This is a genomic window from Sphingobacteriales bacterium, from assembly GCA_016719635.1.
Taxonomy (GTDB): Bacteria; Bacteroidota; Bacteroidia; order Chitinophagales; family JADIYW01; genus JADJSS01.
The window spans coordinates 1-19,619 of record JADJYT010000005.1 but is presented as its reverse complement, the minus strand read 5'-3'; the positions used below and the strand labels follow the sequence as shown (position 1 = coordinate 19,619).

Here is a 19,619-nt window from a genome sequence, read left to right as displayed (position 1 = left end):
TATATTAGTGCACTAAAAACAACGATTGTTATCCCTATGATGATGTACTGATTGATGATTAACGACAAAACAGAAACCGCAATCACAAACAAACCGAGATACACCACCAGGTCGGACAAACCTTCCCGGTTCAGGAACGAAAACGAAGGCCGCAAATACGAGACAAGAACCTGCGTCTCCTGTGCCGCCACTAGCAATAAGGGAATCCTGATGATGGAATAAGTAATCAGATGTTCGCGCCGGGTGATGAAGCGCATATTGGGTGTATCAAAATATTTGGCCAGCGCCATCGCTGTTCCGAATTTGGCAAACTCGGACGGCTGCAATTTGAAGGCACCGAGATTAATCCAGTTTTTGCTGTCCTTTGGTCGTTTGTCCGACCACCAGCACTAGAAAAAGCAGAAACAAAACCATCCCGTACATCGGATAGGATATAAGCTGCAGGATTCTTCTGTCAAATCCCAAAATAGAGAAAAACATCAACCCCGCAATCAGCGCCCACACCAACTGTTTGATATAACTGTGTTTGAAACTGAAGAAAGCTGCCGTAAAGGTGCCGTTATATTCCGTTGCAAAAATGGACAGGATACCTAATATCACCAGAAACAGATAACACAGCAATACGGTACTGTCAATCGGATCCTATGCTCTTTTATTATTCATTAGGGGATATACATTTTAATTTTCGGAGAATTGGCAGTAGAATCACTTATCTGTTTAAGTTCCTTTTGTGCTTTCAGTTTTGCTGCCTTGACAGAATCCTGCCTGAATCTATCCCGTATGACAGAATCTTTCTTCGCCTTTATCCTGGCTATGGAATCCTGCTTCTTGCTGTCCGGCGGATTTCAGGTTCTTGATTTCCGATACCGTCTTCATCAGGTGTATGCTGATCATCCGTTCTTCGAGCGGTATTCTTTTGCGATGGTGTCGTTCAAATATTTCTCCACCATCAGCGATGCAATAGGTGCTGCATAGGTCGCCCCAAATCCGGCATTTTCGACAAATACCGCAATGGCAATCTTAGGATTTTCTTTCGGCCCGAATCCGGCAAAAATAGAGTGGTCTTTTCCATGCGGGTTCTGTGCCGTGCCCGTTTTGCCGCAAAATGAAATCCCTGAATTCAGTAAACCCGCGCGGTACCCGCCAGTACCACTTTTTCCAATCCGTCCGTAACATATCTGTAATAGACAGAATCAATGGTCGTAACAAGCTTTACTTTAGGTTTCCTGTATTTATCATCCTTCTTCAGGAACCGGCAAATCTTAGGCGTAATATAAAATCTTTGTTTGCTATGATGGCCATGGCATTTGCTATCTGCAGCGGAGTAGCCAAAACTTCGCCCTGACCGATGGAATTTGATATCACCGTGGATGCCTTCCATCTGCCCGCACCAAATACTTTGTTATAATATTTTACGGTCGGTAAATTACCCTTTTTTTCGCCGGCGAGGTCAATACCGATTTTCTTTCCATATCCAAACTGACTCGTCATATCCCACCATTTCTGATATCCGATTTCCGGCGCTGCAAAAACGGAGTCCATGATAAAGTCATTGTAAATCTTACAGAAATAGGAATTGCAGGAATACTGCAGGGCGGTTTCCACATCAGGGATACCATGAACGCCGTGACATTTCACCACGTGGTTGCCCACCCTGTATCCGCCCGGACAGAACCACGACCATTTTTCTCCATGGATATTTTCCTGCAGCATCACTAAAGCCGCACCTGCCTTGAAGGTGGACCCCGGCGGATACATCGCCTGAATCGGGCGGTTTAACAATGGTTTGTAATAATCCTTGAACAACACATTAAAATTATGACGCCGGTATCTGCCGGTCAGGATATTCGGGTCGTATCCCGGACTGCTGACATACGCCAGTATTTCGCCGGTGGAAGGCTCGACAGCCACTATGCCGCCCACTTTCCCCTGCATCAGTTTTTCCCCGTACGCCTGCAGTTCCGCATCTATGCCGGATACCATATCCCAGCCGGCTACCGGAATCCTGTCATCCTTACCGTCTTTGTATTTTCCCTGATAGGTATTTTTCACATCGACTACCTGAAAGCTATACCCCTTCTCTCCTCTCAGCCATTCATCATAATAATATTCCAGCCCGGTGGTACCCATATAATCCCCCAGCTCGTAATAGCCTTCCGAATTTGCAATATTATTTTCCGTTACCTCACTCAGATAACCCAAGAGCGCCGCACCGCCGTGATACGGATAGCGCCGTACGGTACGGGTTTGGAAGGAGATGGACGGAAATTCAAAAAGATGTTCCTGAAAACGGGCAAACGTTTGCGGATCCAGCAATTTGATAAGTGTAGTAGGTTTATTGAGCGTTGTTCGTTTGATTTCATCCAGTTTCTTACGGGCAAAGTCCATGCTGGTATTCAGCAATTCACATAATTTAAGCGTATCTAAATCCTTTGTAATATTCCATTGTATGAGGATATCATAAACGGCATCATTATACACAATGATTTTACCATTCCTGTCTATGATAAGTCCGCGCGACGGATAAATCGTTACTTTCTTCACGACATTATCATGCGCTTTCAGTTTGTATCCCGGTGAGAACCTGTAAAAAGAATAAACGGACAATCAGGATAAACGCGGCGATATAAATCGCTTTCTCTAAAATGCCGCTTTCATTCCCTCGTTGCATGTAAAATTATTCTTTGATATCCTTCATAAAAAACAAACTGATCATCCATACCAATAACAATGTACCGAACAAGCTGATGAGTGTCTTAAAGATAGTGGGGAAAAAATTGGCAAACGAGAAAACCTCGAGAAAGAAATACGCAAGATGGTGGATGGAGAAACCAATCAGCGTATAATAGAAAAACCAGGTGACGCCCTGCTGTGAAAGATTGGGAACATCCAGTTTGTCCCAGCCGGAGCGTGGCTGAAACGTATCGAGTATGTAACTGCGGCCGTAACCGATGAGTGTGAGCGATGCCGTATGCAGGCCTCCACCGTTGCTGAACATATCAATAATGAGTCCGGTAAGGAAGGCAAGCACCAGCACGGCGAGCCTGGGGGTAAATACAGGCAACAGCAAAATCGCCAGCGGATAAATCATGATATAGGCACGTCCCAACGGCAGTTCATTCAACAGCAATACCTGCAGCGCCATGAGCACCGAAAACCGAATGATATTGGTGAGGATAAACTTGTTATTCATTCAACGCAGTTGATTCTAATGCATCAATTTCTTTCTTTTTACTGTTCTTAACGACATACACATAACTCAGCCGGCTGATGGCATTCGTAGGTTCAATATCCATTTCATAAAAACTGGAACTTTCATCCGGGCTGAAGCGCTTCACTTTTCCGACTATAATATCCGGTGGAAATATGGAGGAAAATCCCGCCGTTACAATGGTGTCGTTCTTCTTGACGGGAAGTGTTTTGCTGATATTCTGAATCTGCAGCAATGCCGGACTTTTGCCGTTCCAGCTCAGGTTACCCAACGCATTCGTTTTCTTATGACGGACACTCACCAGCATCTTTACGCTTAAGACAGACATCACCAGAGAAAAATTTTCAGAAACATTCGTCACAATACCCACCACACCGTTGCTGCTGACCACACCCCAACCTTTCTGAATACCGTCTTTACTGCCTTTGTTCAGTGTTATGTAGTTAATGCTTTTACTGATACTGTTATTGACAATTTTTGCAGGAATATATTCAAAGCTGTAAGACTCCGATTGTTCCGGAAGTGCGGTATCTGCAGGATAAGTATTCCGGTACTGTATCCTTTTTTTCAGGCGGGTATTTTCTTCTGTCAACACCCTGTTCGTGTTGCCTAGATTTATAAACGTATAAAAGCTATTGGCAAATCCTACCACCTTACCGGCAAGGTTATTGGAGGTGTTCAGGAATGTCACTTCCCTGATATTTGTGTGACTGATAAATAAGATAAAGACTAAAGATTTCCATCAGTACAAACAGGAAGAGTACATGAAACCTGGAAAGAAGAAAATATATGCTGCGCATTCGTTTAACTCATCAGGAAGGTAAAACGGTCTCTGTTTTTCAATGCGATTCCGGTACCCCGTACAACGGCACGAAGCGGATCATCCGCCACCTGTACCGGCAGTTTTGTTTTCATGGCAATCCGTTTATCCAGGCCACGCAACAACGCGCCGCCGCCCGTCAGATACAATCCCTTTCGATAGATATCGGAAGCCAGTTCCGGAGGAGTAGACTCCAGCGCCTTCATCACCGCTTCTTCAATCTTGGAAATGGATTTATCCAGGCAACCTGCAATCTCCGAATAGGAAACGGTCACCTGTTTTGGAATGCCCGTCAGTAAGTCTCTTCCGTGAACGGCATAATCTTCCGGTGGATTTTCCAGATCCTGCAAGGCAGAACCCACATGTATTTTCACCTGCTCCGCCGTACGTTCACCGATTAAAATATTATGCTGTCTTTTCACATACTCCACGATATCCAGCGTAAACTCGTCACCCGCCACGCGGATAGACTGATCGGTTACAATTCCTGACAGGGCAATCACCGCGATTTCCGTCGTACCGCCGCCGATATCAATAATCATGTTGCCTTCCGGCATTTCCACATCCAGGCCAATACCTAAAGCGGCCGCCATCGGTTCGTGAATCAAATAACGTTCTCTCGCATTCGCGCGCTCCGCCGATTCCACTACCGCACGTTTCTCCACCTCCGTGATACCCGATGGAATACAGATCACCATCGTCAACGACGGACGGAACCATTTGTTGCCATCATTTATCATGGAAATAAATCCGCGTATCATCGCTTCCGCTGCGGTAAAGTCGGCAATCACACCGTCTTTCAGCGGACGTATCGTCTCGATGTTGGCATGTGTCTTTTCGTGCATCATCATCGCCTTCTTTCCCACTGCAATCACCTGATTCGTTTTCTTATCAACGGCCACGATAGACGGTTCGTCTACCACCACCTGGTCTCTGTATATGATCAGCGTATTTGCCGTACCAAGGTCTAATGCTATCTCTTTATTCAGAAAACTAAAAAATCCCATTTTCTATTCTTTCTTATACTTGTTAAATCAAACGATAAAAATACGTTTTATAAATGAGAACTAGAACGTTCCTCAAAAATTTAATCTTTGTTACGGATTAATGTTTAAAATGGCGTATGCCGGTCAGCACCATCGCCAGATGATGTGCATCACAGTAATCGATGGAATCCTGATCCTTGATGCTTCCACCTGGATGGATGAACGCCGAAACACCTGCTTTATCCGCTATTTCCACGCAATCCGGAAAAGGGAAAAACGCATCGCTCGCCATCACCGCACCGTTCAGGTCAAAGCCGAACGAGTGTGCCTTGTGGATAGCCTGCTGCAACGCGTCCACCCTCGAGGTCTGCCCGCAGCCCATCGCCAGCAGCTGCCTGTCTTTTGCGAGCACTATCGTATTCGATTTGAGGTGTTTGGCCACCTTATTGGCAAATATCAAATCCTCTGCCTGTTCCGCGGTCGGCGCAAGTATGGTGACAATCTTCAACTCTTCTGCCGTCTCCGGTTTTTTGTCGAAATCCTGTGCAATCACCCCGTTCAGCAGGGATTTGAACTGCCTGGACGGGAAGTCGGTCCTTTTTTGTTTCAGCAGAATGCGGTTCTTCTTTTTCATCAGTAGCTGCAGGGCTTCCGGTGCAAATTCCGGTGCAATCAGCACTTCAAAAAACAGCTTATCGATTTCTCCTGCCGTAGCTTCGTCCAGTGTCGCATTCGTAATGAGTACCCCGCCGAAAGCCGAAACCGGGTCGGCAGCCAGTGCGGCTTTCCAGGCCTCCACCGTAGTCGCTCTGGAGGCCACGTCGCAGGCGTTCGTATGTTTCAGCACCGCAAAGGTGGTTTCTATAAACTCCGCCATCAGGTGTACCGCCGCATCGATGTCCACGAGGTTGTTGTAGGACAACTGCTTGCCGTTCAGGATGTCAAACACTTCGTGGATATCGCCGTAGAAATAGCCCTTTTGGTGCGGGTTCTCGCCGTAGCGCAAGGCCTCCCCGTTCAGGTAACTTTCCTTAAACGTATCGTAAGGCGAGGAACGGGAGAAATAGCGGTGAATCAGGGTATCATAGTGGGAACTGACGGCAAATGCCTGTTGGGCAAAATGCTGGCGGAATTCCAGCGAGGTCTGCCCCTGGTTTTCTTCCAGCACCTGCGCCAGTTCGGCATACTGGCTCTTTTGCGATACGATCACGGTGTCGTTGAAATTCTTGGCTGCCGCCCGTATCAGGGAAATGCCGCCGATATCAATCTTTTCGATGATTTCCGAGGTGATTTCCCCTTCAAACAGAGACGTATAATTTCTGACCGTTTCTTCAAAAGGGTACAAATCCACGACCACGAGGTCAATTTCCGGAATCTCGTATTGTTTCAGCTGCTCCAGGTCCTCCGGGTTTTCACGGCGCGCCAGGATGCCACCAAACACCTTGGGGTGCAGGGTTTTCACGCGGCCACCCAGTATGCTGGGATAAGAGGTCAGTTCCTCCACGGGAATCACCTTGTAGCCCAACCCCTCGATAAAGGCCTGCGTACCACCGGTTGAATAAAATGTAACATTTTGACTGGCAAGGGTATGGATAAGCACATCGAGTCCGTCTTTGTAATAGACGGAGATAAGCGCAGCTTTGATTTTTTTCACGGAAATGATTTTACGCTGCAAAGGTAAGCTGTTATACGGTATTAGCGATACGAAGGAGGTTAAATGATTTGTTAAGGATTTTTGACTATCCATCCTAAACTCATTCACCAGCTACCGCATATGATATTGAAATTTATTACGTATATTTGAAAGAGAGATGATATATACAGATTCATACAATACATTGAGGTTGTATAGGCCTGATTGGGTTGGAGCTATAAACAAATAGTTTCTAATTGTAAAAAGACAGCCAGCCGTCCAAAAAGCTATCGGGGTACTGGCAGACACTTCGCAAAACCAAAAGAGCTAAAGTTTTCCAACCGCACGGACTGACATTCCAAAAATAATTATTACATTTGACACTTCTTGACAAGTCAAAATACAGAAACAGTGAGTTACCTAGGCCAAAAAATTAGAGAAGCAAGAGAAAAGCAGAATTTGCTTTTGCGACAAGTTGCAGCTCATATTGAAGTTGACACCGCTTTAATGAGCAAGGCTGAACGTGGAGAAAGAAACTTAAACAGAGAACAGGTTATAAAACTTGCTCAACTTTTAAAAGCATCCGAAGACGATTTTATTTCTTTTGGTTGTGTGACAAGGTAATTGAAGCTGTAGGTGAAGACCCACTTGCTGAACAAGGAATAAAAAAGGCTTTAACAAAAATCAAGGACTGAATAAATGCAAATTATACATAAAATAGACGACTTTTTATTTACCATCTTTCCAGAATTTATAGGGGGGGGTAATGACTTAATAATCAACACGTTAAAAAGTTATTACACTTACGGACCATATCAACCCAAAGTAGTAATTGAAAATAATTGGGTAAAGATTGAGATTGATACGCCAACAATTTTATCTCAGGAGAATGACTACAAAAAAATAGTAGCCCTTTGTGAGAAAGGTAAATACCTTGAAGCTAAACCAATCCTTAAAAATCTAATTGAAAAGAATCCAACAAATTCGGAATATCACCGAATTATGGGGCAAATACTTTCAGATGAAGGCAACCAGGAAGACGCTATCAATTGCTTAATTGATGCCTTACGTTGGGACTCAAAAAACGCCTGGGCTTTGCTTATGATGGGAAACATCTTTGCAAAATTTAAAAATGATGTTTCAACTGCTATGAAATATTATGACCAAGCATTAATTGTAAATCCGAATGACAATATCACAATAAATAACATCGGTGCTAACTTAATGCAACAAGGCAAACTTGAAGAAGCGAAAAAATACTTTTGGGAAGCTATTAGGATAAACGACAAATATCCTAACACTCATTTTGCATTAGGACTGATTGCTGAAATGGAAGCAGACTTGCAGTCTGCTTTTTACAGCACCATTCAAGCTATTAAGTTAAATAAAAACAAAGATGTTCTTTATCAAAACTCAGTAAGACAAGCATTTGAAATTGCTAAAAAGATTATTGCTTCTGGTATAGGTAAAAAGATTTTCAGAGAATACAGACACAAACTTGAATTTGAAGGTGACAGAAGAATTGACATTGTTCAAGACGAAGAAATACCGACCGCTGCAAAATTTGAGTTTGCTGAGAATTACGATAGAGAAGTTCATATAGTAAGATATAAACCAAGCTATCCGGCTGTTGAACATCTCATCATGCATGAATTGGTTCATCTTGATTTTGTAGTTCAGGCAAGAAAAACGACTTGAATCAATTATTTACCTCATATCAGAGTCACAAAACTCATTTTATTGCCGGACTTGAGCCGACAATAAAGAAATTGAATAAACTGGGAATTTCTGAAAAGTCTATAGCAGATTATTGTTCGAACCTTTTTGATGGAATTAATCGGCAAATCTTCAATACTCCAATTGATTTGTTCATTGAACAGTTCTTATTTACCGAATACCCTGACTTAAGAGCATATCAGTTTATATCCCTTTACACTATGTTGCAAGAAGGCTTAAAAGCCGTAACTGATATAAAGATTGTTGAACTATCACCTAAAGACATCATTTCAAAAAGTAAGGTTTACAATCTCGTGAATGCAATTCAATTTAAAGAATTGTTCGGACTTGATTTCATAAAGGACTTCAATGCAACACCAAGCGAATTAAAACATGCAAATGACTTTTATGAAGAATACCTGCAATACAGAGATGACAAAGAACCAGCTGAAGAATATGAATTGGTATTACATTGGGCTGAAGACTTAAAACTTGACAAGAACTTTGAGCTTGTGAACGAAAAAGAATTCAGAACAAAAAGAACGAATATAGACAATCTACTATCATCCATTGAAAAAGATCCCTATGATTTGGAATCCAAAGACCCTTACAAAGAAAGGGAAATGGAAAAATTCCAAAAGTCACAACAGAGCATAGGGACAAACATGGCAGTGGTCATGTTCATGGTTGATGCGTTGCAATTTTTTGAAGGAATGCCTAAAGAAGAGATAAAGAAAATCGCTTTTGAAATAGCTATGCAAGGTACACAAGGCTACAGACCCGACAAAGACGACTACAGAATCAGTTCTATCAAGGGCAAAACATTTTCAGGTTATCACATTCTTGCATACTATTACGTTAGTTGGGCTTTGGCAATTCCCGAAATGCTTTCTCAATTGCAATTGCCTTATGATGATGAATACAAACTGGCTTTAACCATGCAAAAACCTAATAAGTAATGAAGGAAAGCGAAGAAATAATACAAGCACTCTTAAAATTCAGAAATGAAAGAGATTGGGAACAGTTCCACAATCCCAAAGATTTAGCACTTGCAATAAATGTTGAAGCGGGTGAGTTGCTTGAGTTATTTCTTTGGAAAAATGCTGATGAAGCTAACAAAGAAAAAGTAAAAGAAGAATTGGCTGATATTTTCGCTTTTGCATTTCTTCTAGCTGATAAGTTCCAGTTTGATGTGAAAGATATTGTACTTGAGAAAATTCAACGAAACGCTGAAAAATATCCAGTTGAAAAGGCAAAAGGGACAGCTAAAAAATATAATGAGTTATGACAGAACAGGTAATGATATATGAAGTAAAAAGTGCTGCTTCATCAAATGCAAAAGAACTTTTCAGTGATGATTCCAAATACTTTTACTGGAATGAAACTAAATTCAAAAATTTAAATTTAGGTGACTTCGTCTTTGTTGTTAATAGAACTGATCGTTGGGTTTTATTGAGTAGACTTGACAAAATTGACATTCCAACAACTGAAAGGGGCAACAAAACAATATTCAGTGATTTAGGGAAAGATTTTACTGTTAGTGGAAAGTGGAACAAATTCATACGATTAGAGATTCTGAATAATTTATCAATACCAAATGACTGGCAATGGCAAAGTTTGGGCAGCAGTGAGACAACATATTTAAATGGTCCACGAATTGGTTTGGACAGTTCCGTGAACAGATTAAAGAACATCAGTCAATTATTACAATTATCTCAAGACGATACAATAGCACAAATACTTGAAAATTGTAAACTTAATTTCAATGGAAGCACAACTAAGCCAACTCCAATCAAGCCGATTCAAAAACCTAAAGAAAATAATCAGGATGATATGAATATATTAACAGCCATAAAAACAAAACCTTTATTCTTTTTAGCAGGAATATCAGGAACCGGAAAATCAAGATTGGTTAGAACTCTTGCCTACAAAACTTGCAGCAAGGAAGAATTAAGAATTGACCCTAAAAAGCCTGGGAATTTTGAACTAATTCCTGTTAGACCTAATTGGCATGACTCTTCGGAACTAATGGGTTATGTAAGCAGAATAGGAAAGGATGGAGAAAAGTATATTATCACTTCCTATCTCAGATTTATTGCAAAAGCATGGAAGCATAAAGATGTTCCATTTTTTCTTTGCCTTGACGAAATGAATCTTGCTCCTGTGGAGCAATACTTTGCAGAGTATCTTAGTATAGTTGAAACAAGACAAGTAAAAAATGGAGAACTAGTTACTGATCACATTATTTCAAAAGAGAGTTTTGAGAATCAAAAACTTTATACCGATTTATTAGCGGATTTGGGGTTAACCGAAAGTAAGTTTTCTGAAGGTATTAGTATTCCGAAAATCTTATTGTTATTGGAACTGTGAACATGGACGAAACAACACATTCGTTTAGCAGAAAAGTTCTTGACAGGGCAATGACCTTGAAATGAACAATGTTGACCTTACGGGTGGTCTTGATTTGAATAAAGAAGATTGGAATTATCCAAAATCAGATGATGAATACTATAAATCAAATGACCTGATTGGAAAATATACGTCAGGAGCTGAAGTGTATTCTCAAATTTTTAAAGAGAAGGATGAAATTATAGGATTCCTTCAGAATATAAATAATGAACTTGAAGGAACCCCATTCAAAATTGCTTATAGAGTTAGAGATGAATTTTTGATTTATTGTTTCTATGCCAGTCAAAATAAAACTGCTAATTGGCTGACAAATGCTTTAGACGAAATGACAAGTATGAAGATTTTGTCAAGAATCGAAGGAGATGAAACAAAAACAGGAAAGGTTCTAACGAATTTGCAAAGAATAATAACAGCCGACTTTAAAAAATCAAATGCGAAGCTTAAAGAAATGGAGACTCGTCTTCAATCAAATGGTTATACTTCATTCTGGTCATAATGCAAATTTTAAAGGTAGATCATACAGACTTTACTTTGGTTATTGAATGCAATAACCTCGAATCTACTTTTAGTAAAGCAAGAAAAAGGCAATCACAAATATTAAATGCTACATCCTACTCAGTTAATAAAGGCGATATATCGATTTATAATTTTGAATCTAAGAAACTTGAGAAACATATAGAAAGCAAAACCTATCCTTTAATCTTTGAGAACAAAGACTATTTTATTGACTTCACATTTCATAATAGAAATGAAATTTATAAACCTCAAATATATACTAAGTTAAAAGAGGTTGAAGAGAAGTTTTTATACAGAGAAGGAATTGGATTATTGTCAGGTACAATAAATTTTGGAAATGACCTTGGGAGAAGCAATTTAGTTTTAAGGTACACAAAAGATAATATCCTTCATGAATTTAATTTTGGTTTTGAAGTATTTCCTACAAAACTGAATTATCGTGAGGATTATGAAAAAATAGTTCAGGATATTGAAAAAGAGTATCCCTACCTCGTTCTTGACTTCTTAAAAAAGACTTACACATCTTTTAAAACTGGTAATTCACCCAACACCAATTTGATATGGTGGCAAGTTTTTGGTGGTTTATACAAAGATTTTATTAAGTCTTCAAAATTCATTTTAAACAAGCCACATAGCCGTATAATTAGGCAAACCAAGCATGTAAAAGCTGATAGAATTCAAAAGTGGACTTCTGCTTTAGAAGAAGAATATGCACAGTTTAATTCATTTCCCAATAAGAGCTACCGTTCGAGTATAAAACATTAAGTACAAATACTTCTGAAAACCGTTTTTTTAAACATGCAGTATTTCAAACACTAAGACGATATAAAAAGGTTAAATCATTTATTGAAACTCGTTTTTCTAATGCCATATCTCCAAATTTTAAAATTGAGATGGATGGTGTTTTAAAACAATTTGAAATAATTTCAGCAAACCCATTTTTCAGAACTATAGATGACTTTCAAGGTATCAAGCAAGAATCACTTGTTTTGCAAAAAGCTACAGGCTACTGCACAATCTATAAATCATGGATAATGCTTAATAGTGGCTTAAAGTTTTTAGAAGGTATTCAGAAAATTGAACTTAAAAATATAGCTGACCTATATCAAATTTGGTGCTTTCTCGAAATAAAAATGTTTTACAAAATCTATTAGGTAAGGAAAATCCTGATGATATTGATTTAGCAGAGATTCAAATAGATGATTTCGTTTTTAAAATTGAGCGTGGTGTAAAATCTAAGGTCTCCTTCTACAATAAAGATGGAGAAATAATCGACCTATTCCATGATTTTGCATATGACACTTCAGAATCACAAAATGTAAAATCGTTTACGGTAAATCAACGACCCGACATTGTTCTGAGAATAACAAAGAATGATTTGAAGGAGAACTATGTTCTTACTTATTTATATGATGCCAAATACCGACTTGCTTCAGACGAAAAGGAAGGCTCTCCTGATTTACCCACTGAAGACTCTATCAATCAAATGCACCGATATAGAGATGCCATTTATTATGTAAACAAGGACAAATCAAAGCCTGAAAAAGAAGTAATTGGGGCATATATACTTTTCCCTGGCTCAGGAGAGATTGATACCATAAAAAAACTTGACTACTATAAATCAATTGAATCTGTAAATATTGGAGCATTTCCTTTGAGACCAAACGACTATTCAAACAGAGCTTTATTAGAAGACCATTTAAGAACAATAATTGGACTTGATACTGAGTCAATTTTGAATGATGTTTCACCACAGAAAGAAAGTGCTTACGAGTCACCAAACCCTTTTGTTTTAATTGGTTTTGTCCCGACAGAATATCACATGCTTTGTTTTACAAATAGCGAAACACCTTTTTACTTTTCAGGAGAGAAAAAACCATCGAAATTTGGTTTTAGGAACTTAAAATACTTTGCTCCATACATTAAAGAAAAAGGTGTAAGAGAATATTATGAAATTATCAACTATGAATTGATTCCCAGAAATGAAATTTTACATGCTCCAAAAGGAAAATTTGGAGATCTATCCGAAAGGCTAGTAATTCGATTAGGTCATAAATTTATTATTGACAACGGAAAATACCTGAAAATTTCAGATGGCAGTATAGGACAAATTCCATACAGATATACAAATTTGAAAAATATCAGAACACCTAAAGACAATAAGATCGAAGTATTAAAAGTAAGTTAGTAATCTATGCAGCAGAAAACAGACATAACGACAACCGAAAATGAACACTGGCCCCATAACGTCACCTATCCAAATGGCAGGATCTCGTGTTCATAAAACTTTTTTTGAGTTTATCAATCTATACGTTTTCAAATTAAGTTTTGCAATAAAAGTGCTTCCCTTCGTGTAACCCCAAACCGTCAAGTATTTATTCGTATAAAAATTCAACAGAAATATATCTCCATTTAAAAGATACGGCTTTTAAGTCAATCATAAATCAATACATTACGCAACCATTCACCTCATAATCAATGCTATACAATATTTTTAATCATTTGATTAATTTTTTTGTTTAAATCAAAAAATTAATACTAACTTTGAATGGTCATTCTACCAAAGACGGCAATGGGCATCAAGAAAATATTATCAAAAGACCCGAGTACGGAAGCCAAAATCAAGGCTGCCGCTAAAAACTGTTTACCCAAAAAGGCTTAGCCGCCACCAGAACCCGCGACATCGCCCAGGAAGCGGGCATCAATCTCGCCCTGCTCAATTACTACTTCCGCAGCAAGGATAAACTGTTTGAAATCGTGATGCGGGAAAACGTGCTGTTGTTTCTCAGCGGAATGCTGGAGAGCATGCAGCACAGCGAACACCTGAACGCGGAACAAAAGCTGGAACTGCTGATTGACCGCTATATCGATATGCTCATCGCCAATCCCGACCTGCCGTTTTTCATCCTCAGCATCAGCCGCACCAACGGGCTGGAACTGGACAAAGGCGACGACCCGCTGCTGAACGGCATGAAGGAACTGCGTGCCTATTTCTTCAAAGAGATCCTGGAAAACATACAGTCGGGAAAAATCAGGCTGTCCATCCGCTGCACTTCATGGCCAACCTTATGTCACTGATTGTATTTCCATTCGCAGCCAGCTCGTTGCTGAAGGCACGGACCGGCATCAGTGACAGGGAATTCGGAACAACTCATGCTCGAACGCAAAAACTGATTCCGGTGTGGTTGAAAGCGATGTTCACCACCCATCTCTCCTCACCTGAAAATAAATCATCATGAACCGAATCTTTGGAACCTAGTGAGCATCATCTTCCTGCTGGTTCAGGCCCTGCAGCTGTCTGCGCAGGAACCGGTCACCATTGAACAGTGCTATCAATGGGCGGAAGCCAATTATCCGTTGGCGCAGCAACGCAGCCTGATTGAACAAAGCAGGAATTACAGCATATCCAATATCGCCAAAGGCATCTATCCGCAGTTTGTCGTTTCCGGACAGGCAACATACCAGTCTGCGGTAACGAAGATAGAACTGCCGGTGACCATACCGGGCCATGAACCGCCCAATATCTCCAGAGACCAGTACCGGCTGGCAGGTGAAGTATCGCAGTCGCTGACGGATTTTCCATTAAATAAAATTCAGCGGCAATTGAAATCCAACGAAGCCGCAATTCAGGAACAAAATATTACCGTTGAACTGTACAAACTGCATGAACGCATCAACCAGTTGTTTTTCGGAGCCCTGCTGATTGACGAACAACAAAAGCAAAGTGATTTATTGAAAAAGACATACAACGCGGTATTGAGCAGGTGCAGGCGGCCATCGAAACGGAACGGCTTTCCGAAGCAATCTCGATAAGCTGAAAGCGGAATTATTAAAGGTGCAGCAACGTGATATTGAAATGCAGTCGGCTAAAAAAGCGTATTTGTCCATGCTGGCTTTGTTCACCGGCAAGGACATGAGCGAAACCACCACCCTCGTCAAACCACAGCCGCCGCTTATCCTGACGGATTCTATCCGGCGGCCTGAAATGACGATGTACGAACTGCAGAAGAAATCATCGCTGCTGCAGCAAAACTGATTGCGGCGAAGAATTATCCCCGGTTGAACGTATTTTTCAGGGCGGCATGGGCAGGCCATCACCCGTCAATATGCTATCAGAAAACTTTCCCCGTTCTACATCACCGGTATTCGACTGAACTGGTCGTTGGGTGGCATGTACACCTTCAGGAAAGAAAAGCTGCTGACCGCCAACGACCGCAAATCCATCGACGTGATGCAGCATACGTTTCTATTCAACACAAAGCTTTCAATGAGTCAACAGTATTCCGACATGCAGAAATATAAAGAACTGATAAGAACGGATGACGAAATTATCACGCTGCGGGAATCAGTCAAAAAGACATCGTTCGTGCAGCTGGAAAACGGTGTCATCAATACTAACGATTACCTGAAGGAAGTGAATGAAGAAGACCAGGCAAGGCAGAATAAAATCGTACATGACTTGTAACCGCTGATGATACAATATGCACAAAACCACGAGCGGAAATTAATTGAACATCTATAAACAGGAAGATATGAAACAAATCTTTTTTAACAGGCACTTTGGTACTTTTGCGTCCTGTCAGCTGGGCAATCACAAAGTCCGATGCCTCCGGTGTTTTTGCATCCGAGGAAGTCATTGTGTCGGCTGAACAGCCCGGCAAGATTCTTTCGCTCAGCGTGCAAGAAGGCGATGTGCTGCAGAAAGGCATGAATGTCGGAAAAATCGATCTATCAAATTTTCAATACCAGAAAGAGCAGGTACAGTCCACGATTTCCATATTGCCCAATAAGACGAGCAATCCCCATCCGCAGCTGCAGCTCATCAAAGACCAGCTGGCGGTACAGGAAACCAACCTGAAATACCTGCAGGGCGAGCGGGAACGCATCGCACGCCTGCTGAAGGCAGATGCTGCTACCAAAAACAATACGACGACATAAAATGCCAAAGTGGAAGAACCGTAAAAAACAGATTGTCGTCACCAGACAACAGATAGCTGTATACACTTCGAATGTATCCACGCAGAACAGGGCGATCCTGAGTGAAAAGAATCCGATGGAGAAATCCGTGAAGCTGATAGAAAACCAAATCAGCAAAGGAAGCGTCATCAACCCCGTCAGCGGAACCGTGCTGACCAAATATGCGATGGAAGGCGAAATGGCGGGAGCAGGAAGGGCCTTGTATAAAATCGCCAACCTTGACACGTTGAACCTGCGCGCTTATATCACCGGTTCACAGCTTAATACCGTAAAACTCGGGCAAAACATTACGGTTCAGATTGACAACGGGGAAAAAGGATACAAATCCTATCCCGGCACCATCACCTGGATATCCGACCGGTCGGAGTTCACCCCGAAACGATACAGACCAAAGATGAACGCGCCAATCTGGTATATGCCATCAAGATTCGTGTAAAGAATGACGGCTATATTAAACTGGGCATGTACGGTGAAGTAAAATTCTGATACGCATGATTTCTGTCAGCCATATCAACAAAACCTACAACAAAGGTACCGTCAGTGCCTTGAAGGATATTTCCCTGGAAGTCAATTCCGTGAAATATTCGGGTTGATTGGTCCCGACGGAGCGGGAAAAATCGAGCCTGTTCCGGTATCCTGACCACCTTGCTTTTGGCAGACAGCGGAACAGCAACGGTGAATGGCTGGGATGTGGTGCACGATTATAAGAAAATACGCAATGCCATCGGTTATATGCCCGACGATTCAGTTTGTACCAGATTTATCTGTCGAAGAAAAACCTGAATCTGTTCGCCACGATCTGGTCAAACCACCATACAGGAAAATTATCATCTCATCAAAGATATCTACGAGCAGATAGAGCCATTCAAGGACAGAAGAGCCGGAAAATTATCGGGCGGCATGAAACAGAAACTGGCCTTATCCTGGGCGCTGATTCATAAACCGGTGGTATTGATTTGGATGAACCGACGACCGGTGTCGATTCCGTCTCGAGAAAAGAATTCTGGGAAATGCTGAAAAACTGAAGGAACAGGGTATCACTATCCTGGTATCCACACCGTATATGGATGAAGCGGTGCTGTGCGACCGCATCGCATTGATACAAAACGGCAGTATCCTGACCATTGATACTACCGCAAACATTCAGGCGACATTCCCACACAAATTGTTTGCAGTCAAAACACCCCAAACCTGTCAGTGATGAATGAGCCTAAGAAAATATGAACACACCCTATCCTGTTTTCTCCTGGTGATTCCCGGCCATGTTGGCTTTGATACAGCGGCGAGATGTGAGCCAAAAGCCTATTTATCCGGGCATGACATTTCGGATTTTACCCTGGAAGCCATACCACCGACTATAGAAGATTACTTGCCTTATCTAACCCTGAAAAACTAAGTAATACGCCTTCTGTCATCGTGTGTGATAACCGACCAAACGATTTCGACGATTTTATCAGCGGATGATCGACCTTCGAAGTGCAAAAGCGGAGATATTTGCCTTCTCGGCGCAAAACGGTGCAGGCAAGACCACCGCCATGGATGCTCTGCGGATTCCTGAAACCAACATCCGGAACAGCAGCAACCGTAACAGGTTATGACATCTATACGGAAACGGAAAATCAAAAAGAATATCGGCCAAGATGAGCAGAATTTCTTTCTGTACGACAACCCGATCCTGCAAAGAGAAACATTCGTTTCAGCGGGCAATTCGCCATGTGCAGTAAAGAAATCGCTGTAAAGACGGGATGAAACTGTTAGCCGCCAACCGCAATTACAGAATGAGGCTAAAACACCGTGAATCGCCGCTGGGACAGAAGTGCAGAAATCAGCCTTTTTCTGTATCCATCGTACAGCGACCCAAGCATCGTATTTTTAGATGAACCCACCGGAGGCGTGGATCCTCGTAGAACGCACCGGCAATCCTTTTGGTCGATCTATTATGCCGCGGATAAAGGCATGGTTGGTCACTACGCACTGCGCATGGATGAGGCGGAATAATTCAAATTGGTTTCCATCATGGTAGATGGCGTGAAAACAAGTGCTGGACAGTCCGGCGGCACTGGAACAGCAATTCGAAACGCACCGACCATGGCAGGATGTATTTTTATCAACTGGCGAGAAATGCCAAAACGAAAAGCGGATTAATGAAACAACTCATCGTCTTTTATACGTAAAGTGCAAATCTCGCATGTCTTCCGGGACTGGAAATCACTGCTGATGCTGGTTCTCGATTGCCGGTGACGCAGATCATCCTGTTTGGCTTTGCACTCAGCAATGAGATTCGGGATTCGCGCATTGTCATCTGTGATTATTCCAAAGACAGAAGTAACGCGTAAAATCATTGAGAAGATAGAAGCCAGCCGCTATTTTGATATCGAGGAAAATCTGCAAAGCGCACAACAGTTGGAAGCCGCCTTTAAAAAAGGTACTATAAAGATGGCAGTGATTTTTCCTGCCAATTTCGCCGAAGACCCGGCGCATGACAAATAGGGCAACACTAAGGCGCACAGATGCCTCCCGACCCCAAACCAGTGCCAACGCCATTACCGCTTATCTTTCTCAAATTGTGCAGGACTATAATTTAGGTTCCGGAAATACTCTACGTTGCTGATGCGATTGTTCCGGAAGTATGCTCTGGCCAATCCTGAGTTAAAAGGCGTCGAATTTTGTACCCGGAGGAACGGCACCTGGTATTGATGTTGGTCTGTTCGCTACGGATGACATCCGTGGCGTAGATTGTCCGTGAAAAGAACTGGGCACCATGGAAGTGTTGCTGGTATCACCGTTTGGAAACCGGCCTACATCATCATTTTCCAAGCTGACACCTTACCTGATGATATCCATCACATGATCCCGTTCATTATCCTGATTCTCAAATTTCCACCTCTGCTCGATTTGGAAATAAAAGGAAACCTGGTGTTATTGCTGTTTGAAAGCATTCTGTTTATCCTGTTATCCTTATCCATCGGATTGTATATTTCTATCAATGCGAAACACAGCAGGCTGCCATGATGAGTTCCTTTACTGGGCATGAAGCGATGCTGACTCCATTACTGACCGGGCTTATGTTTCCGGTAGAAAATATGCCATTGCCACGGCAATGGATAGCGAATGCCGTTCCGTTGAGGTGGTTCTTCATCATCATCAAACGGGTGATGCTGAAAGGACTGGGATTCAGTCTGGTATGAAAGAAACGCTGATACTTTGTAGGTATGACCATTTTACTTTTTGCCGTCAGTTTGCGAAAATTCAAAATCAGGCTGGAATAAGAGACGTTATTTTTTTACTCGATAAGGAATTCAGGCAGCTGATGCGCAACCGGAACTTGCTGGCTGTACTTATCATTGCTCC

The 19,619-nt window shown here is 41.7% G+C and carries 17 protein-coding genes and 8 pseudogenes; 17 read left to right on the top strand and 8 right to left on the bottom strand.

Annotated features, from left to right (window positions below; translation table 11 throughout):
* Both IPM95_10790 and IPM95_10785 read right to left on the bottom strand, forming a co-directional pair.
* Nucleotides 1-326: hypothetical protein (locus tag IPM95_10790; GenBank protein MBK9329767.1), on the bottom strand; the 326-nt coding region annotated here is incomplete at its 3' end.
* A 16-nt stretch (nucleotides 327-342) separates the two neighbouring features.
* The gene (locus IPM95_10785; protein ID MBK9329766.1) at nucleotides 343-600 is read right to left on the bottom strand and encodes a hypothetical protein; all 258 of its coding nucleotides are present in this window, start codon (nucleotides 598-600) and stop codon (nucleotides 343-345) included.
* A 180-nt stretch (nucleotides 601-780) separates the two neighbouring features.
* Between IPM95_10785 and IPM95_10780 the strand changes: the two genes are divergently transcribed.
* Nucleotides 781-975, top strand: a complete 195-nt coding sequence (locus IPM95_10780) for a hypothetical protein (protein ID MBK9329765.1) — start codon at nucleotides 781-783, stop codon at nucleotides 973-975.
* Here IPM95_10780 and IPM95_10775 read toward each other — a convergent pair.
* From IPM95_10775 to purH, 6 genes and pseudogenes are all read right to left on the bottom strand, one after another.
* Nucleotides 891-1,103, bottom strand: a pseudogene (locus IPM95_10775) (peptidoglycan glycosyltransferase). The gene IPM95_10780 and the pseudogene IPM95_10775 overlap by 85 nt on opposite strands.
* A gap of 142 nt (nucleotides 1,104-1,245) precedes the next feature.
* Entirely contained in the window at nucleotides 1,246-2,544 is a 1,299-nt protein-coding gene (locus IPM95_10770) for a hypothetical protein (GenBank protein ID MBK9329764.1), read from the bottom strand.
* Nucleotides 2,545-2,677: 133 nt separating this feature from the next.
* Nucleotides 2,678-3,193, bottom strand: coding sequence for a rod shape-determining protein MreD (locus IPM95_10765; protein ID MBK9329763.1), 516 nt, complete (start codon nucleotides 3,191-3,193; stop codon nucleotides 2,678-2,680).
* Complete coding sequence (locus IPM95_10760) at nucleotides 3,186-3,902, bottom strand: rod shape-determining protein MreC (protein ID MBK9329762.1); 717 nt, start codon at nucleotides 3,900-3,902, stop codon at nucleotides 3,186-3,188. The genes IPM95_10765 and IPM95_10760 overlap by 8 nt, the downstream gene beginning before the upstream one ends.
* Nucleotides 3,903-4,015: 113 nt before the next feature.
* A complete protein-coding gene (locus IPM95_10755; protein ID MBK9329761.1) occupies nucleotides 4,016-5,038 on the bottom strand; it encodes a rod shape-determining protein in 1,023 nt (340 codons plus the stop codon).
* 97 nt (nucleotides 5,039-5,135) lie between these two features.
* A complete protein-coding gene (gene purH / locus IPM95_10750) occupies nucleotides 5,136-6,680 on the bottom strand; it encodes a bifunctional phosphoribosylaminoimidazolecarboxamide formyltransferase/IMP cyclohydrolase (GenBank protein ID MBK9329760.1) in 1,545 nt (514 codons plus the stop codon).
* Between the two features lie 381 nt (nucleotides 6,681-7,061).
* Between purH and IPM95_10745 the strand changes: the two genes are divergently transcribed.
* From IPM95_10745 to IPM95_10670, 16 genes and pseudogenes are all read left to right on the top strand, one after another.
* Nucleotides 7,062-7,274: a helix-turn-helix transcriptional regulator gene (locus IPM95_10745; GenBank protein MBK9329759.1), complete on the top strand. Its 213-nt coding sequence runs from the start codon at nucleotides 7,062-7,064 to the stop codon at nucleotides 7,272-7,274.
* A 75-nt stretch (nucleotides 7,275-7,349) separates the two neighbouring features.
* On the top strand, nucleotides 7,350-8,348 hold the full coding sequence (locus IPM95_10740; protein MBK9329758.1) for a tetratricopeptide repeat protein: 999 nt from the start codon (nucleotides 7,350-7,352) through the stop codon (nucleotides 8,346-8,348).
* Nucleotides 8,349-9,121: 773 nt separating this feature from the next.
* Nucleotides 9,122-9,325 (top strand): hypothetical protein, encoded by a 204-nt coding sequence (locus IPM95_10735; protein MBK9329757.1) that lies wholly within the window; start codon nucleotides 9,122-9,124, stop codon nucleotides 9,323-9,325.
* A complete protein-coding gene (locus tag IPM95_10730) occupies nucleotides 9,325-9,654 on the top strand; it encodes a nucleotide pyrophosphohydrolase (GenBank protein MBK9329756.1) in 330 nt (109 codons plus the stop codon). The genes IPM95_10735 and IPM95_10730 overlap by 1 nt, the downstream gene beginning before the upstream one ends.
* Complete coding sequence (locus tag IPM95_10725) at nucleotides 9,651-10,736, top strand: hypothetical protein (GenBank protein ID MBK9329755.1); 1,086 nt, start codon at nucleotides 9,651-9,653, stop codon at nucleotides 10,734-10,736. The genes IPM95_10730 and IPM95_10725 overlap by 4 nt, the downstream gene beginning before the upstream one ends.
* Before the next feature lie 61 nt (nucleotides 10,737-10,797).
* Nucleotides 10,798-11,271: a hypothetical protein gene (locus IPM95_10720; protein ID MBK9329754.1), complete on the top strand. Its 474-nt coding sequence runs from the start codon at nucleotides 10,798-10,800 to the stop codon at nucleotides 11,269-11,271.
* Nucleotides 11,271-12,056: a DUF2357 domain-containing protein gene (locus IPM95_10715; GenBank protein ID MBK9329753.1), complete on the top strand. Its 786-nt coding sequence runs from the start codon at nucleotides 11,271-11,273 to the stop codon at nucleotides 12,054-12,056. The genes IPM95_10720 and IPM95_10715 overlap by 1 nt, the downstream gene beginning before the upstream one ends.
* Nucleotides 12,041-12,445, top strand: a pseudogene (locus IPM95_10710) (DUF2357 domain-containing protein). The gene IPM95_10715 and the pseudogene IPM95_10710 overlap by 16 nt, the downstream one beginning before the upstream one ends.
* Nucleotides 12,406-13,479, top strand: a complete 1,074-nt coding sequence (locus IPM95_10705) for a hypothetical protein (protein MBK9329752.1) — start codon at nucleotides 12,406-12,408, stop codon at nucleotides 13,477-13,479. The pseudogene IPM95_10710 and the gene IPM95_10705 overlap by 40 nt, the downstream one beginning before the upstream one ends.
* Nucleotides 13,480-13,839: 360 nt before the next feature.
* A pseudogene (locus tag IPM95_10700) lies at nucleotides 13,840-14,369 on the top strand (helix-turn-helix transcriptional regulator).
* Entirely contained in the window at nucleotides 14,360-14,530 is a 171-nt protein-coding gene (locus IPM95_10695) for a hypothetical protein (GenBank protein MBK9329751.1), read from the top strand. Before IPM95_10700 ends, IPM95_10695 begins: the two are co-directional and overlap by 10 nt.
* 34 nt (nucleotides 14,531-14,564) lie before the next feature.
* Nucleotides 14,565-15,756 (top strand): annotated as a pseudogene (locus IPM95_10690) (TolC family protein).
* Between the two features lie 95 nt (nucleotides 15,757-15,851).
* Nucleotides 15,852-16,754: pseudogene (locus IPM95_10685) on the top strand (HlyD family efflux transporter periplasmic adaptor subunit).
* Nucleotides 16,755-16,759: 5 nt separating this feature from the next.
* Nucleotides 16,760-17,664 (top strand): annotated as a pseudogene (locus tag IPM95_10680) (ABC transporter ATP-binding protein).
* A 17-nt stretch (nucleotides 17,665-17,681) separates the two neighbouring features.
* A pseudogene (locus IPM95_10675) lies at nucleotides 17,682-18,442 on the top strand (ATP-binding cassette domain-containing protein).
* Nucleotides 18,435-19,537: pseudogene (locus tag IPM95_10670) on the top strand (ABC transporter permease). The pseudogenes IPM95_10675 and IPM95_10670 overlap by 8 nt, the downstream one beginning before the upstream one ends.
* Nucleotides 19,538-19,619 lie beyond the last annotated feature (82 nt).